12 protein-coding genes are annotated in these 14,418 nt (G+C 67.3%); 6 read left to right on the top strand and 6 right to left on the bottom strand.

Annotated features, from left to right (window positions below; translation table 11 throughout):
- Positions 1–165 precede the first annotated feature (165 nt).
- From gap to tkt, 4 genes are all read right to left on the bottom strand, one after another.
- Positions 166–1,182 (bottom strand): type I glyceraldehyde-3-phosphate dehydrogenase, encoded by a 1,017-nt coding sequence (gap, locus tag DZC73_RS22005; protein WP_124542537.1) that lies wholly within the window; start codon positions 1,180–1,182, stop codon positions 166–168.
- Between the two features lie 112 nt (positions 1,183–1,294).
- Positions 1,295–1,738: a hypothetical protein gene (locus DZC73_RS22000; RefSeq protein WP_124542536.1), complete on the bottom strand. Its 444-nt coding sequence runs from the start codon at positions 1,736–1,738 to the stop codon at positions 1,295–1,297.
- Positions 1,739–1,749: 11 nt separating this feature from the next.
- Positions 1,750–2,475 carry a TonB family protein gene (locus DZC73_RS21995; protein ID WP_124542535.1) on the bottom strand — a complete coding sequence of 242 codons (726 nt, stop codon included), beginning with the start codon at positions 2,473–2,475 and terminating at the stop codon, positions 1,750–1,752.
- The gene (gene tkt / locus DZC73_RS21990; RefSeq protein ID WP_235835238.1) at positions 2,475–4,514 is read right to left on the bottom strand and encodes a transketolase; all 2,040 of its coding nucleotides are present in this window, start codon (positions 4,512–4,514) and stop codon (positions 2,475–2,477) included. The genes DZC73_RS21995 and tkt overlap by 1 nt, the downstream gene beginning before the upstream one ends.
- 137 nt (positions 4,515–4,651) lie before the next feature.
- Between tkt and speD the strand changes: the two genes are divergently transcribed.
- The gene (gene speD, locus DZC73_RS21985; RefSeq protein ID WP_124542534.1) at positions 4,652–5,038 is read left to right on the top strand and encodes an adenosylmethionine decarboxylase; all 387 of its coding nucleotides are present in this window, start codon (positions 4,652–4,654) and stop codon (positions 5,036–5,038) included.
- On the top strand, positions 5,035–5,718 hold the full coding sequence (gene murU / locus DZC73_RS21980; RefSeq protein WP_124542533.1) for an N-acetylmuramate alpha-1-phosphate uridylyltransferase MurU: 684 nt from the start codon (positions 5,035–5,037) through the stop codon (positions 5,716–5,718). The genes speD and murU overlap by 4 nt, the downstream gene beginning before the upstream one ends.
- A 3-nt stretch (positions 5,719–5,721) precedes the next feature.
- Here murU and DZC73_RS30060 read toward each other — a convergent pair whose 3' ends face one another.
- Positions 5,722–6,930: a hypothetical protein gene (locus DZC73_RS30060; protein WP_198414922.1), complete on the bottom strand. Its 1,209-nt coding sequence runs from the start codon at positions 6,928–6,930 to the stop codon at positions 5,722–5,724.
- Between the two features lie 58 nt (positions 6,931–6,988).
- Positions 6,989–9,760 carry a polysaccharide deacetylase family protein gene (locus DZC73_RS21970; protein WP_124542531.1) on the bottom strand — a complete coding sequence of 924 codons (2,772 nt, stop codon included), beginning with the start codon at positions 9,758–9,760 and terminating at the stop codon, positions 6,989–6,991.
- A gap of 167 nt (positions 9,761–9,927) precedes the next feature.
- Between DZC73_RS21970 and DZC73_RS21965 the strand changes: the two genes are divergently transcribed.
- From DZC73_RS21965 to DZC73_RS21950, 4 genes are all read left to right on the top strand, one after another.
- A complete protein-coding gene (locus tag DZC73_RS21965; protein ID WP_124542530.1) occupies positions 9,928–10,407 on the top strand; it encodes a hypothetical protein in 480 nt (159 codons plus the stop codon).
- A 202-nt stretch (positions 10,408–10,609) separates the two neighbouring features.
- On the top strand, positions 10,610–11,032 hold the full coding sequence (locus DZC73_RS21960; protein ID WP_198414921.1) for a tripartite tricarboxylate transporter TctB family protein: 423 nt from the start codon (positions 10,610–10,612) through the stop codon (positions 11,030–11,032).
- 9 nt (positions 11,033–11,041) lie between these two features.
- Positions 11,042–12,553, top strand: a complete 1,512-nt coding sequence (locus DZC73_RS21955) for a tripartite tricarboxylate transporter permease (RefSeq protein ID WP_124542529.1) — start codon at positions 11,042–11,044, stop codon at positions 12,551–12,553.
- A 341-nt stretch (positions 12,554–12,894) separates the two neighbouring features.
- Positions 12,895–14,382, top strand: coding sequence for a glycoside hydrolase family 16 protein (locus DZC73_RS21950; RefSeq protein ID WP_124542528.1), 1,488 nt, complete (start codon positions 12,895–12,897; stop codon positions 14,380–14,382).
- Positions 14,383–14,418 lie beyond the last annotated feature (36 nt).

Genomic DNA, 14,418 nt, shown 5'->3' with positions numbered 1-14,418 from the left:
AGCGGCTTTGTCACCACACATTGCTGGGGCGACACACCGGGGGTAACTCAATGTTGCCTATCGCCCGGTTGTGACGGAAATCACAGCGGCCCGCCAATGAAAACGGCCCTCGCGAGAGGGCCGTTTGCGGGCATCGCGGAGCCGGTCAGGCCCCGGTCAGCGAAGTCACTTGGCCGAGGCCAGGGCGACGGTGGTGTCCAGCATGCGGTTGCTGAAGCCCCACTCGTTGTCGTACCAGCTCAGCACCTTGACCAGCTTGCCGTCCGGCGACACGCGGGTCTGGGTGCTGTCGAAGATGCTGGACAGCGGGTTGTGGTTGAAGTCCACCGACACCAGCGGGTCGGTGTTGTAGCCGAGGATGCCCTTGAGCTCGCCGTCGCTGGCGGCCTTGAGGATGGCGTTGACCTCGTCGGCGGTCGTGGCCTTCTTGGACACGAAGCTCAGGTCCACCACCGACACGTTGATGGTCGGCACGCGGATGGCGAAGCCGTCGAGCTTGCCGTTGAGTTCGGGCAGCACCAGGCCCACCGCGGCGGCAGCGCCGGTCTTGGTCGGGATCATCGAGTGCGTGGCCGAGCGGGCGCGGCGCAGGTCCTCGTGATAGACGTCGGTCAGCACCTGGTCATTGGTGTAGGCGTGGATGGTGGTCATCAGGCCGGATTCGACGCCCAGCTTGTCGTGCAGCGGCTTGACCAGCGGCGCGAGGCAGTTGGTGGTGCACGATGCATTGGAGATGACGGTGTCGCTCGCCTTGAGCACGCCGTGGTTCACGCCGAAGACGATGGTGGCGTCCACGTCCTTGCCGCCGGGCGCGGAAATGATGACCTTCTTGGCGCCACCCTTCAGGTGGGCGGACGCCTTTTCCTTCGTCGTGAAGAAGCCGGTGCACTCCATCACCACGTCCACGCCCAGCTCGCCCCAGGGCAGCTCGGCCGGGTTGCGGTTGGCCAGCACGCGGATCTTGTCGCCATTGACCACCATGTAGTCGCCGTCCACCGTCACGGTACCGGGGAAGGGACCATGCGCCGTGTCGTACTTGGTCAGGTGCGCGTTGGTCTTGGGGTCGCCCAGGTCGTTGATGGCAACGATCTGGATGTCATGCTTCTTGCCGCCTTCGTAGTGAGCGCGAAGGACGTTGCGGCCGATGCGGCCGTAGCCGTTGATGGCGACTTTGATGGTCATCGAGTATCTCCGTGGGTTGCGTTGAAATCTGTGGAGGCTGCGCTCGCGTTCACAGGCGAAGGCACCATTGTGGACCGAGGCGGATACGAAGCGGTTTCATCGTCCATTGTGCTCACTGGCGATTGCAGACCGCGAAAAGCGTCGTGTAGGGCACGGGTTCTGTCGGCTTGGGGCTGACGGCATCCATGTCGAACTGCACCGACAGTGCGCCCACTTCCATCGCCTGACTGACCTGTGCCTCGCCCACGCTCTTGAGCGTTCGCGGCGAGCCCGGCTGGATGCTGCCGTCGGGCTGGATCATCATCTGGACGACGGCGCCGCTGGATTGGTGCGGTGCAGAAGTACCCGGCGGGAAACTGAGCGGCGTCTTGACGCGAAAGCCTCGCGCCTGCAGGTCGGCCAGCGACTGGCCCGGCTCGACGGCCGTCTTGAGATCGTCCAGCAACGCCCGGCAGACGTCGTTGGGCGAGGGCGCCGGTGGCTGGGGCGCCGGCCGCGTGGCACACCCACCCAGCACGGCCACAAGCACAACACCCAGCCCCAGCTTCCTTCGCATCTCAGCAGCCCTCATTGCAAGAACAACCGCCCATCTTTTTCCAGGCACCTGAACTCGACCCAGTTGCCGGCGGGATTGGGAATCATGTAGTCGGTGCGAGGCACCAGGGTACCCAGCCATTCGAGCACGCGTGGATCCGTGATGCGGCCCGCATCGAGCACCGCGTTGGGTTCGCCGCGATGGCGCTTGAGCAGCAGCTTGGCCCGCACCGGGCATCCGCCGAAGGCCATCTGCTCAATGAATCCCAGTCGCGCTCCCGCACCAGACTCGAATGCATGCAGGCCGAAACCTTCTTGCAATGCCGGCGGCGGACTGTCCTCGATCCTGAAGACGAACTCCTGCCGGAAACGAATCTGCGGCTTCGCCTCCGTCGCGGCGCATTGGTAGCCGCGAACCGCCGCAATGGCAGCCGCCCCGAAGCCACGCCCTCCACGCTCGCGAAGCACGCGCACCTGCGTGATCCCGGTGCGATCCATCATGCCCTCGACCAGGACCCAGCCGCTGCGGCCTTCCCGCAAGGCGGCAGCGGGCATTTCGGGCGGCGGCATGCTTTGGCAGACGGTGTTCGGTTGCACCAGCGGGACGGTCATGACGGGGGACGGCGGCTCTTCGCCGTCCGTGCGGCTCGATGCCGGCGCGGCGGGCTGGGCCTGCGCCACAGAAAGCGCCCAACCCAGCAGACCCGCGGTGATGGCGCGGCCAGCGATGGGCAGGGCCCGCGCATGCATCAGGCTCATCAGCCCTGCAACACCGTCTGCACCGTGGCGGCCACGTTCTCCGCCGTGAAGTGGAAGTGCTTGAACAGCACGCCCGCCGGAGCGGATTCGCCGTAGGTGTCGATGCCGATTACTGCCGCGCAGCCGTACTTCCACCAGCCGGCAGTGACGCCCGCTTCCACTGCGACGCGCGGCAGGCCGGCGGGCAGCACGGCCTTCTTCCAGGCGGCGTCCTGGCGGTCGAACACCGTCGTCGACGGCATGGACACCACGCGCACCGCGATGCCCTGCACCGCGAGCTGCTGCTGGGCATGCAGCGCGAGCTGCACCTCCGAGCCGGTGGCGATGATGACCGCCTGGGCCTTCTTCTTCAGGCCGACCTCGGCCGGCTCGGCCAGCACGTAGCCGCCTCGGGAGACGTCGTCCAGGCTGGCCTTGGGCGCATACGGCAGGTTCTGGCGCGACAGCAGCAGCGCCGTCGGGCGGTCCTTGCTCTCGATGGCGCGCGCCCAGGCCACGGCCGTCTCGGCGGTGTCGGCCGGACGCCAGACATCCAGGCCCGGAATCAGGCGCAACGCCGCGGCATGTTCCACCGACTGGTGCGTCGGGCCATCTTCACCCAGGCCAATGCTGTCGTGCGTGAAGACGTGGATGACGCGCTGCTTCATCAGCGCGGCCATGCGGATGGCGTTGCGGCTGTAGTCGCTGAAGGTGAGGAAGGTGCCGCCGTAGGGGATGAAGCCGCCATGCAGCGCCAGGCCGTTCATGATGGCCGCCATGCCGAACTCGCGCACGCCGTAGTTGATGTGGCGCCCGCCGTTGGACGACCCGTCGGCTTCCAGGCGGAAGGCCGGCGTGGAGCTGGTGTTGGTGAGGTTCGAGCCGGTCAGGTCCGCGCTGCCGCCCAGCAGCTCGGGCAGGGCCTTGGTGAAGGCTTCCAGCGCGATCTGGCTGGCCTTGCGCGTGGCCACGGTCTCGGCCTTGGCGTTGGCCGCGGCAATGGCTTCAGCCGCCGTCTGCGCCCAGCTCGCGGGCAGCTCGCCCTTCGTGCGGCGGCTGAACTCGCCGGCCAGATCGGGGAAGGCCGCCTGGTAGGCGTCGAAGGCCGAATTCCACGAGGCTTCCAGCGCCGCGCCGCTGGCCTTGGCATCCCACTGCGAATACGCCTCCGCGGGAATCACGAAGGCCTCGTGCGTCCAGCCCAGGGCTGCACGCGTCAGCTTGATTTCCTCGGCGCCCAGCGCCTCGCCGTGCGCCTTGGCCGTGCCCGCGCGGTTGGGCGAGCCCTGGCCGATGTTGGTCTTGCAGCAAATGATGGTCGGCTTGTCGGACTTCTTCGCCTGCGCGATGGCGGCGTCCACCGCGTCCACGTCATGGCCGTCCACGCCGGGGATGACGTTCCAGCCGTAGGCCTCGAAGCGGCGGGGCGTGTCGTCGATGAACCAGGGCGCGACCTTGCCGTCGATGGAGATGCCGTTGTCGTCGTACAGCGCGATCAGCTTGTTCAGCTTCCAGGCGCCGGCCAGGGCGCAGGCTTCGTGGCTGATGCCTTCCATCAGGCAACCATCGCCCAGGAAGACATAGGTGAAGTGGTCGACGATGGCGTGGCCGTCGCGGTTGAATTCGCGGGCAAGCAGCTTCTCGGCCAGCGCCATGCCCACGGCATTGGTGACGCCCTGGCCCAGCGGTCCGGTGGTGGTCTCCACGCCCGGGGTGATGCCCACCTCCGGATGCCCTGGCGTCTTGCTGTGCAGCTGGCGGAAGTTGCGCAGCTCGCTCATCGGCAGGTCGTAGCCCGTGAGGTGCAGCAGCGCGTAGATCAGCATGGAGCCGTGCCCGTTGGACAGCACGAACCGGTCGCGGCCCGGCCAGTGCGGGTTGGCGGGGTTGTGGCGCAGGTGGCGGCCCCACAGCGCGACGGCGATCTCGGCCATGCCCATGGGCGCGCCGGGGTGGCCGGAATTGGCTTGCTGGACGGCATCCATCGCGAGGGCGCGGATGGCGTTGGCCATGAGGGTGGTGGAGGGCTGGGTTGCCATGTCGGCGAGTGCGGCGGCCATGCGGGTTCCCGGTGGGAGGGCGGGTGGAGGGGTAAACCCGGCATTTTAACGGCCGGGCTGCCGGCCTCCGGCGCGGGCGGGCAGGGCCCCCGCAGGACCCGGCGATGTGTCACGGCCGGGCCACATAATCCCCGGCCATGGATGGACTGCACCTCACTGCCGACCTGCGCGGCTGCGACCCCGGCCTCGCGGCCATGACCGATGCCGCCGCCTTGCGCGCGATGTGCGTGGGCGCCGTGGAAGCGGCCGGGCTCGGCGCGGTGGGCGAGTTGTTCCACGTGTTCCCGCCGCCCGGCGGCGTCACCGGCGTGGTGCTGCTGGCCGAATCGCACCTGGCGGTGCACACCTGGCCGGAGCTCGGCGCCGTCACGCTGGACGTCTACGTGTGCAACTACGGCGGCAACAACTCTGCACGTGCACAGGCCTTGCTGGAGGCGCTGGTCGTGGCCTTCGGTGCGCGGGAGGCCCACCGCCAATCGCTTCGGCGCGGCGCGTTGGCTGCACCGGTGGTGCGCGCCGCATGAAGGCCATCATCCTCGCGGCCGGCCGCGGCGAGCGCATGCGGCCGCTGACCGACCAAACGCCCAAGCCGCTGCTGGAAGTGCGCGGCAAGCGGCTCATCGAATGGCACATCGAGGCGCTGGCCCGCTCGGGTGTGCGCGAGCTGGTCATCAATACCGCCTGGCTGGAGGAGCAGTTCCCCGCCATGCTGGGCGACGGCTCGCGCTACGGCGTGTCCATCCACTACTCCTTCGAAGGCCGCGACCACGGCCGCGCGCTGGAGACGGCCGGCGGCATCGCCAAGGCCCTGCCCTGGCTGGGCGAGTGCTTCTGGGTGGTGTCCGGCGATGTGTTCCTGCCGGGCTTCAGCTTTACAGCCGAGGCCGCCCGCCGCTTCGAGACCGGCAGTGCCCTGGCACACCTGTGGCTGGTGCCGAATGCGCCGCATCACCCGCGCGGCGATTTCGCGATCGACCCCAACGGGCTGGCGGCGTCCGAGGGCGAGCCGCGCATGACCTGGGCCAGCGTCGGCCTGTTCCGCGCCGCCCTCGTGGCCGCGGTACCGCCTGGTACCCGTGCGCCGCTGCGGCCCAGCCTGGACGCCGCCATCGCAGCGCACCGCATCACCGCCGAACGCTGGGACGGCGGCTGGACGGACGTGGGCACGGTCGAGCGCTTGAATGCGCTCAACGAGACGACCTAGCACTCACCAGCTCGCCGCGAACGAATTCGGGCTGAAGCGCGAGTCGCGCGTGATGCTGCCCGTGTCCACGAACTCGAACTGGTTCATGCGCAGCGACTGGATCTGCGAGATCGTGGCCGAATCCCACTGCGTGCTCGGGTCGCCCTGCACGTACAGGTCGGACCCGATGTCGGCCACGTACAGGCCATAGCGCTGCATGGCCGCGGCGATGGCCTTGGCCTGAGTGGTCCAGTTCGACGGGATGGGCACGTCGCCGCGCAGGCGCAGCAAGGCGCCGAAAGGAATGCCGCCCGATGTCGCACCGCCGGCATCGTGGCGCGCCGGCCAGACGTGGCTGCGCGCAAGCACGCTGTCGCGGAAGGTGACGCGCAGGGCATGCGGGATCACGCCGCTGGAGGCCTCGCTGGCGCGCACGAGCAGCGGCGCGATCGGCAGGCCGGCCGCGTCGCCGGAGGTCCAGGTGTCCGTGCGCATGGCATTGGAATTGAGGTCCCACGCGGCGGTGGAATAGGCACTCCACTGGCCGCCCACTTTCACGCTGGTGACGCTGTAGTCCTCCCACAGCCTGCAGGCGCCCTGCTCCACGACGAGCACATGGCGGTCGCAGGTGTCGGGCGAGCAGTCATGGCCCTCGACCTTCACCACGGCATCGCGGGGGAACGGGAACCGCCGGTTTGACGACGGCGTCACGGCGAGGCAGTTGGGCGTGAGCGTGTAGCCGCCGGAGCCGTTGGGCACCGCACAGTCGCTCTCGTCCGGGGCGCTGTCGCTGGCGAAGGTGAGCAGCGGCCAATCGGTTTCCGGCGAGGTCGCGCTCAGCAGGTTCAGCGGGATGCCGTAGTACTCGCTCGATGCCTGGTCGACCGTCGTGCCCCAGTCGGCGTGGAAGGCGCGCGTGCCGCCGATGTTGCCGATCCAGGTGCCGCTCTGCGCATGCGCAGGGAACTTCGTGGTGTCGTCGATGCGGGTGTTGAAGACGGCGGTGGCCGGGAAGGAAGGGCAACTGCCCAGCATGGCGGCGGATGAAGGGGCGGGTGCAGGTGCAGGTGCAGGTGCAGGTGCAGGTGCAGGTGCAGGTGCAGGGGTCGGGGTCGGGGTCGGGGTCGGTGCGGGCGCAGGAGCGCTGGAGCCACCGCCGCAAGCCGTCAGCACAGCGACCGAAATCGTCAGTCCTGCAAGCAATCTGTAGCGGTCGTGGAAGGATTCGGACATGTGGGGGACTCGTTCACCGGAGTTCCCCCACCACCGCAATCGGCGTTCCCGCCCGCGCTCAGGGCGTCGGGCGATTGGCCTTCTTGTCCGGCGACGCGATCCAGGCCTGCAGTTGCGCCACCCGCGGATGCTTGGGCGACAGGCCCACGAAAGTGGCATAGGCCTGTTGTGCCTTCGCATCCTCGCTGGCCTGCAGGTAGGCATCGCCCAGGTTGAGGTACGCGAGCGCCCGGCTGCCATCCATCTCGATGGCCTTCTCGAACCAGCGCGCCGCCTCCACCGGCTTGCCGCGCTTGAAGTACACGAAGCCGAGGTTGTTCGCCGCGAGCGCGAACTTCGGGTTCCACTTCAGCGCCTCGGTGAAGGCCTGCTCCGCCTCGTCGTAGCGCTGTTCCTTGTAGAGCAGCAGTCCGCGGTCGTTGGCGCGTTGCGCCGCCACGCGCGGGGGCAGGTCGGCCGAGGCCGGCGTGGAGATCTTCGTCTCGCCGCCGTCGAGGTTCTTCACCGTGACCTGCACGGCGCTGGCGGACTTCGCCGCGGGAGCAGCCTGCAGCGCCGCGGTCTTGGCGTCGTCGATCTTCTTCGCCAGCTTGCTCGCGTCGGCATCGAGCTGGCGCGTCTCGCCGCTCAGGCCTTCGCGCTCGGCGGGCAGCTCGAACACGAACTCGCCACCCTGCGAGCCGGGCAGGCTGCCGAAGGCCGGCGTCTGGCGCGCAATCGCCGACACCGAAGGCGCCACATAAGCCGCCAGCTCGGTGCTGGTGATCACACCGTCTCCGTTGAGGTCTGCCTTGCCGCTGAGCGCCTGCAGCACGGTCCAGGTGAACACCGAGTTGCCGCCGGGGCCGTCGTCAGCCACCTGCTGGTCGGCACCGCCGGCGGTGATCATCTGGCGGCCCAGGCGCTTGGCGTTGTCGGCCAGGAAGTTGGCCGACTTCACCGCGCCGCCGCGGGTGAGGCCGAGCCCGGAATAACAGGCATCGACCATGAACAGCACGTGCTTGGCCGACATCGCCTCGGCCACCTCCTGCAGCTGCGGCATGGAGATCGCGTCGGACGAGAAGTCGTTGATCGAGGCATCCACCGGGATGATGTAGCCCACGTCGCGCCCGCTGGTGAGCTTGCGCGTGCCGCCGTGGCCCGCGAAGAACACCATCACGCGGTCGTCGCGCTTCACACGCTTGGCATCGGTGAGCTTGTCGTTGAGCGCGCGCAGGATGTTGGCGCGCGTCGCATCGCCATCGAACAGCGCGGTGACGTTCTCGGGCTTGAAGCCGAAGCGCGTGACCAGCGCGTCCTGGATGGACTTCGCATCCTTGACCGCATGGTGCAGGCCGGGCCACTTGGCGTACTGGTCGATGCCGATGATGAGCGCGTGGCTGTCGCGGTACAGGCTGTCGCCCGAGGCCGCGGCCAGCGCCGCATCGTTGCCGCCCTGGCGCGGTGTGCTCACCACGAAATGGCCGTCGCGCCAGGTGGCGAAGCGGTAGCCGTCGGCCACCAGCTGGTCGAGCACCACGGGCAGCGCCTGCACGGTGCGGCCCTGGATGTCGTGGAAGAGGATGATGCCGCGCTGCGCCTTGTCCACCTCGGCCAGCACCCGTTCGGCGATGGACTTGGGCACCGGGTCGGCCCAGTCGAGCGAGTCGACTGTCCACATCATCGAATGCAGCTTCAGCGCTTCGACGGTGGCCAGCGCCGACTCATTGCGCGCGCCGTACGGAAATCGGAACAAGGGCGTGGGGCCACGGCCTTCGGCATCGAGCAGCGCCTCGGTGTTGGTGGCCTCGGCGCGCACCTCCTCTTCGCCGAGCTTGGCCAGCACGCTGTGGGTGTAGCTGTGGTTGGCAATGAGGTGGCCCGCTGCCAGCACGCGCTTGGCGACCGCCGCATTCGCGCCGAGCTTCGCCTTGCCGTCGGCGCCCACCGTGCCGAGGTTGCGTCCGAGGTGGAAGAAGATGGCCGGCGCGTCGTAGCGCTTGAGGATGTCCAGGATGTCGTCGGTGTACTTCGCGTGCGGGCCGTCGTCGAAGGTGAGCACCACCGTCTTGGGCGGCAGCGAGGTGCCGAAGATCTCGCGCGCATCGGCCTCTTCGCCAGACTTGGCGCCAGGCGGCGGTGTGTACGGAACGATGGTCCCGTAGTCCTTCATGATCTGCTCGCGCGAGTAGATGGCCGAGAGCTTGGCGACGTAGTCGGCCCACTTCTCGCGCTTCAACTCGATGCCGCGCTGCGCGAAGCGGCCGAAGATGTCCTTGAGCTCCCGGTCGTAGGCCTGCTCCACTTCGGCGAGCACCGCCAGGTCTTCATTCGCGCGCTTGGCGATCTTCAGGCCCGCGATGGACTGGGCCTGCGCGTACTGCGCCGCGATGCGGTTGAGGAATTCCTTGAACGCGAGGCGGTCGGCATCGAACCAGCTCGGCTCGGACTCGATGCGGTCGAGCAGCGTGTCCAGCGCCTGCACGGTCTTTGCATCGGCGGTGTTCGCAGCCAGCGCCGCCAGCGCGTCGATGCGCTCTTGCATGTCATGGAACAGCATCTGCCCCACGGCACCCACCGCGCGGCGCTCGGCAGGCTTGAGGCTGCGCTCGTTGCTCATCAGCACGATCATCTGGCGGTGCGAAGCGAGCACCGCATCGGCACGCTCGCGCATCTGCGTGGCAAGCGAGGGTGCTGCCACCGGCGCGGAAGCCACCGCCGATGCAGCCGAGGCCGCAGCCTGCGGCGTGTTCGCCTTGTCCGCCTTTTGCTGGCATCCGGTCAGGGTCAGGACGAGCGCGGCTGCCAGTGAAGCGGCCAATGAATGGCGGGGAACGTGTAGATGTTTCATGTCGGGCGCGATTGTGCTTGCTTCCATGCACCGGCGTTACCAAAAGCGCGCCATGTCACGGACTTCTTACCGGCTTTCAGCGCACTCTTCGCGTCGGAGTCCGTTCAGTGTCGTGTGGACTCGAATCGTCGATTCACGACATCACTTCCCTGAAGGAGTTACGCATCATGAAGAAGACAACGATCCTCGGCCTGTCGCTGCTTGCAGCCGCCGGTGCCGCATTCGCTCAGACCAGCAGCGACACCATCAAGCGCGACAACGCGCAGGTGCAGCAGGACGCCGCGCAGCAGCGCGAGGCCGAGCACGACGTCAACGTGGACAAGACCAACGTCAGCAAGATCCAGCGCGGCATCGTGCACCAGAAGAACGACATCATCCATGCCGACGCGGAATCGCGGAAGCTGCATGAGCAGGCGCAGGCCGCTGCTGCGCGTGGCGACACCGCCGAGGCGCAGCGGCTGCAAGGCCTGGCCGATGCGCAGCACCAGCATTCGAAGGTGGAAGCGTGGAAGCTCGACAAGGACCGCCGCAACCTCGACAAGGCCAAGGTGCAGCGCCACGAAGACATCCAGGAACGCGACGAGGCGCATGCCAAGCGCAGGGCCGATGAGATCAAGCGCGACCAGGACGAGAAGAAGGTGAACTGACCCGCGCCAGCGCGTCCCACCACAGCGCCGGCCTTTGCCCGCGTCGCTTCAAGCGGCGTGAGCAAAGGCCGGTTTTCATTCTTTGACTGTCTCCTGGTACGTAATATCACGAACCGCGTCATCAGCCTCCAGTCAGGTTCGCCACGGGATCATGAATGCACCTTGCAACACCCTCGTTGCAAGGCCCGCACAAGGTGATTTCATGAACGACCGCAACCTGGTCCGAGGCCTGTTCCTCATGGCGATATCGCTGGCCTTCGGCCTGACGGCGCTGCGCTACCCCATTGGACAATTCAGCCGCGCCGGCGCCGGGCTGTTCCCGCTCATCGTGAGTTCCATGCTGCTGCTCGTGGGCATCGCCACGGTGGTGCGCTCGCGCTTCACGAAGCCCGAGCGCATGGAAATCCAGTTCAAGAACATCGCGATCATCCTCGCCAGCCTGTGCGGCTTCGCGCTGATCACGCATTACGTGAACATGATCCTGGGCATCATCTTCCTGGTCTTCTGCTCGACGCTGGCAGGCCGGAACTACTCCGTCGTGCGCAACCTCAAGGTGTGCGCCGGACTCATCCTCGTGGCCCTGGCCTTCCAGAAGCTGCTCGGCCTCAACCTGCCCCTGTACTGAAAGACCCCGATGGACGTCCTGCACAACCTTGCCTTCGGGTTCGAACACGCCCTGACCTGGCAGAACCTGATGTTCTGCGCCCTCGGCTGCACGGTGGGCACGCTGGTGGGCCTGCTGCCCGGCCTGGGCCCCCTGGCCACCATCAGCCTGCTGCTGCCGCTGACCTACTCCATTCCCACCACCGGCGCGCTCATCATGCTCGCGGGCATCTACTACGGGGCGCAGTACGGCGACAGCGTGAGCGCGATCACGATGAAGATTCCGCATGCGAGCAGCATCGTGGCCTGCATAGACGGCTACCAGATGACGCTCAAGGGCAAGACGGGGCTGGCGCTGTTCACCGCGGGCGTGTCGAGCTTCATCGGCGGCACGGTGGCCATCATCGTGCTGTCGTGGCTGGCGCCCGTGCTCGGTGAAGTGGCCTTCCTCTTCGGCCCGGCCGACTACTGCGCGCTGATGCTCGTGGGCTTCGTGTGCGTGAGCTTCGTGACCACCGGCAGCCTGCTCAACGGCCTGGCGATGTGCCTCATCGGCGTGCTGCTCGGGCAGATCGGCACGGACGTGACCAGCGGCCAGCAGCGCTTCACGATGGACCTGCCGTTCCTCGCCGACGGCGTGGGGCTGGTGAGCATCGCGCTGGGCTGCTTCGGCATCGCCGAGATCACCAAGAACCTGGACAACCGCGACGAGCGCACGCCCTTCAACGGGAAGATCAAGCTCATCCCGACCTGGCCGGAGTTCAAGCGCATCATCCCGAGCGCCTTGCGCGGCAGCGTGGTGGGTTCGTTCCTGGGCATCCTGCCCGGCGGCGGCCCGGTCATCGCGCAGTTCGCGGCCTATGCCGTGGACAAGAAACTGAGCAAGTACAAGGACGAGATCGGACACGGCGCCATCGAAGGCGTGGCTGGCCAGGCCGCAGCCGACGAAGCCGCGTCGCGCACCAGCTTCATCCCGCTCATGAGCATCGGCATTCCCGAGAACCCGGTGATGGCGCTGATGCTCGCGGCCTTCATCATCAAGGGCATCCAGCCCGGGCCGAACATGATCGGCAGTCACCCTGACCTCTTCTGGGGCCTGGTGGCCAGCATGTGGGTGGGCAACTGCTTCCTCATCGTCCTGAACGTGCCGCTGGTGCGCTACTGGCTGTCGGTCTTCAAGATCCCGTACAACGTGCTGTTCCCGTCCATCCTGTTCTTCTGCTGCGTGGGCACCTACAGCGTGAACAACAACGTGGACGAGATCTTCATCACCGCCGCCTTCGGCCTCATGGGCTACCTGGCGCTGCGGCTGGAACTGGATGCGGCACCGCTGATGCTCGGCTTCATCCTCGGGCCGATGCTGGAGGAATACTTCCGGCGCGCGCTGCTCATCAGCCGCGGCAGCTTCGTGCCCTTCTTCACGCGGGGCATCAGCGGCAGTCTGATGGCGCTGATCGGCATCTTCCTCGTGTGGCAGATGGTGGCGTTCTGGCGGGCGTCGAAGAAGCAGGCGCTGGAGGCTGCGGTGCCGCAGGCGGCGTAGCAGGCTCGCGCATGTACCTCGGATAGAAGCCAGGTGGCCTTGCGGCCCCTGGCTTCTTGTCCATTCCGGGACCTGAGAGAGCAGTTTTGACAATGCCGTGAACGGCGTCACGTCCGCCGGCGCATGGCCATGTCTGGGGCGAACCGCAGCGCAAGAAGCTGCAACAAGGGCTCAAGCCCGGGCACAGCGTGCCGACATCCAGGCCCAACCCGGCTGTCTCGAAGAACAACCGACCGGTGCACGAGCACCACGGCTCCTCCTGGCGCGGGGCGTCGAAGTCGCGCAGCACTGCCAACGCTGCGCCGAGCCGGCCACCCAAAACCTCTTCGCCAGAAACCACCATGACGTCCACCCGTGCAGTCCTGCGGGCCCTTGCCGTTGCCACCCTCGGCAACGTGATATTCCTGTCCGCCTGTGGCGGCGGTTCGGGCGGCACACAGTCCGCCGTTGCCGCCGTGACCGCCGGCGTGGAGCCCGCCGCACCCGCACCTGCCACACCCGTGGCACCGACCGCTCCTGCCACGCCGGCGTCCGCCGCACCGCAGGCTCCGTCACCGGCGCCTGCCCCGCCAGCGCCGTCCCCGCCGGAACCCGCGCCCACCGCGGAACTGCTTCTCAACGGCCAGTTCACCAACGCGCTGGCCGACTGGAGCTACAACTACGTCACGCTCATCCCCAGCGAACTTCGCGCCGGCGGGCAAGCCGTGAGCACGAGCTGGCAGGTCTCGCAGACGCTGGCCGCCAGCGTCCTGGTTCCCGGCCAGGCCTACACGCTGGTGGTGAAGGCGCGAAAGGACTCGACGGACTCGAAGGCGACGGTCACCATGCGCTTTCGCAAGCCGCGCTATTCGGAGAGCTTCCGGACCTATGCGGTGAACGTGACCGGCACGGACTGGCAGGACGTCCGCATCGACTTCACCGCGCCCGCGTACACCGGCATGGCCGACGTGATCCTCACGGCGCAAAGCGGCCGCCTCTTCATCGACGGCGCCTCGCTCAAGGCGCGCGAGCCCATCGACCAGACCGAACCCATCACCTCCTTCGTCGGCAGCCACGTTCCCTCGGGCTACACCCTCGCCTTCAACGACGAGTTCAACGGCACCACGCTCAACCGCAAGAAGTGGTTCACCCGCTACATCTACGGCGGCGAGACCTCGGACCATCTCAACGACGAGAAGCAGCACTACCGCGACAACGACAACCACCGCGTGGCCGACGGCGTACTGAGCCTGGTGGCGCGCAAGGTGAGCAGCACGGCCGAGTACGGCATGAACTACGAGTCGGGGATGATCCGCTCTGACTGGACCACCCGCTACGGCTACTTCGAAGCCCGCGTGAAGATGCCCGCCGGCGTGGGCCTGTGGCCTGCCTTCTGGCTCAATGCCGACGTGGACGAAGCCGGCCGCCTGGGTTGGCCGCCGGAAATCGACATCTTCGAGTTCGTGAACAACGGCGTGGAAGACCGCGCGAACATGATCCACCAAAGCGTCATCCGCCAGAACTCCACGACCGAGGCGGCCCTGACCTTCAACGACGCCGGCTTCAGCACGAGCAACAACGACTACTACGCGTCCTTCGACTTCACTGGCGGCTGGCACACCATTGGCTGCGAATGGACGCCGGAGCAAGTGACCTTCTACGTCGACGGCGTGAAGACCGCCACGCGCCGCTACACCTGGACCTATGACGACGGCGGCCTGGCCGGACCGGCGCACATCCTGTTGAATCTGGCCGTGGGCGGGTCGTGGGCCGGACGGCATGGCATTGACGACGCGGCATTCCCCCAGGCGCTGCAGGTGGATTGGGTGAGGGCGTACAAGAAGGGGTGACCGGGCCCACATGTCAAGCCAACGCAGGATCGAGCA

It is taken from the genome of Rhizobacter terrae, assembly GCF_003852895.1.
GTDB lineage: Bacteria > Pseudomonadota > Gammaproteobacteria > Burkholderiales > Burkholderiaceae_C > Albitalea > Albitalea terrae.
The sequence above is the reverse complement of the archived record's forward strand: the minus strand, read 5'-3'. Positions and strand labels throughout refer to the sequence as shown.

What these genes read in the sequence shown, in the direction of transcription:
- tkt (WP_235835238.1), bottom strand. Translation starts at nt 4,514, where the DNA reads ATGGCCGCCGCACTCGCCGACATGGCAACCCAGCCCTCCACCACCCTC.
- DZC73_RS21965 (WP_124542530.1), top strand. Translation starts at nt 9,928, where the DNA reads ATGAAGAAGACAACGATCCTCGGCCTGTCGCTGCTTGCAGCCGCCGGT.
- gap (WP_124542537.1), bottom strand. Translation starts at nt 1,182, where the DNA reads ATGACCATCAAAGTCGCCATCAACGGCTACGGCCGCATCGGCCGCAAC.
- DZC73_RS21995 (WP_124542535.1), bottom strand. Translation starts at nt 2,475, where the DNA reads ATGAGCCTGATGCATGCGCGGGCCCTGCCCATCGCTGGCCGCGCCATC.
- speD (WP_124542534.1), top strand. Translation starts at nt 4,652, where the DNA reads ATGGATGGACTGCACCTCACTGCCGACCTGCGCGGCTGCGACCCCGGC.
- DZC73_RS21955 (WP_124542529.1), top strand. Translation starts at nt 11,042, where the DNA reads ATGGACGTCCTGCACAACCTTGCCTTCGGGTTCGAACACGCCCTGACC.
- DZC73_RS30060 (WP_198414922.1), bottom strand. Translation starts at nt 6,930, where the DNA reads ATGTCCGAATCCTTCCACGACCGCTACAGATTGCTTGCAGGACTGACG.
- DZC73_RS21960 (WP_198414921.1), top strand. Translation starts at nt 10,610, where the DNA reads ATGAACGACCGCAACCTGGTCCGAGGCCTGTTCCTCATGGCGATATCG.
- DZC73_RS22000 (WP_124542536.1), bottom strand. Translation starts at nt 1,738, where the DNA reads ATGCGAAGGAAGCTGGGGCTGGGTGTTGTGCTTGTGGCCGTGCTGGGT.
- DZC73_RS21970 (WP_124542531.1), bottom strand. Translation starts at nt 9,760, where the DNA reads ATGAAACATCTACACGTTCCCCGCCATTCATTGGCCGCTTCACTGGCA.
- DZC73_RS21950 (WP_124542528.1), top strand. Translation starts at nt 12,895, where the DNA reads ATGACGTCCACCCGTGCAGTCCTGCGGGCCCTTGCCGTTGCCACCCTC.
- murU (WP_124542533.1), top strand. Translation starts at nt 5,035, where the DNA reads ATGAAGGCCATCATCCTCGCGGCCGGCCGCGGCGAGCGCATGCGGCCG.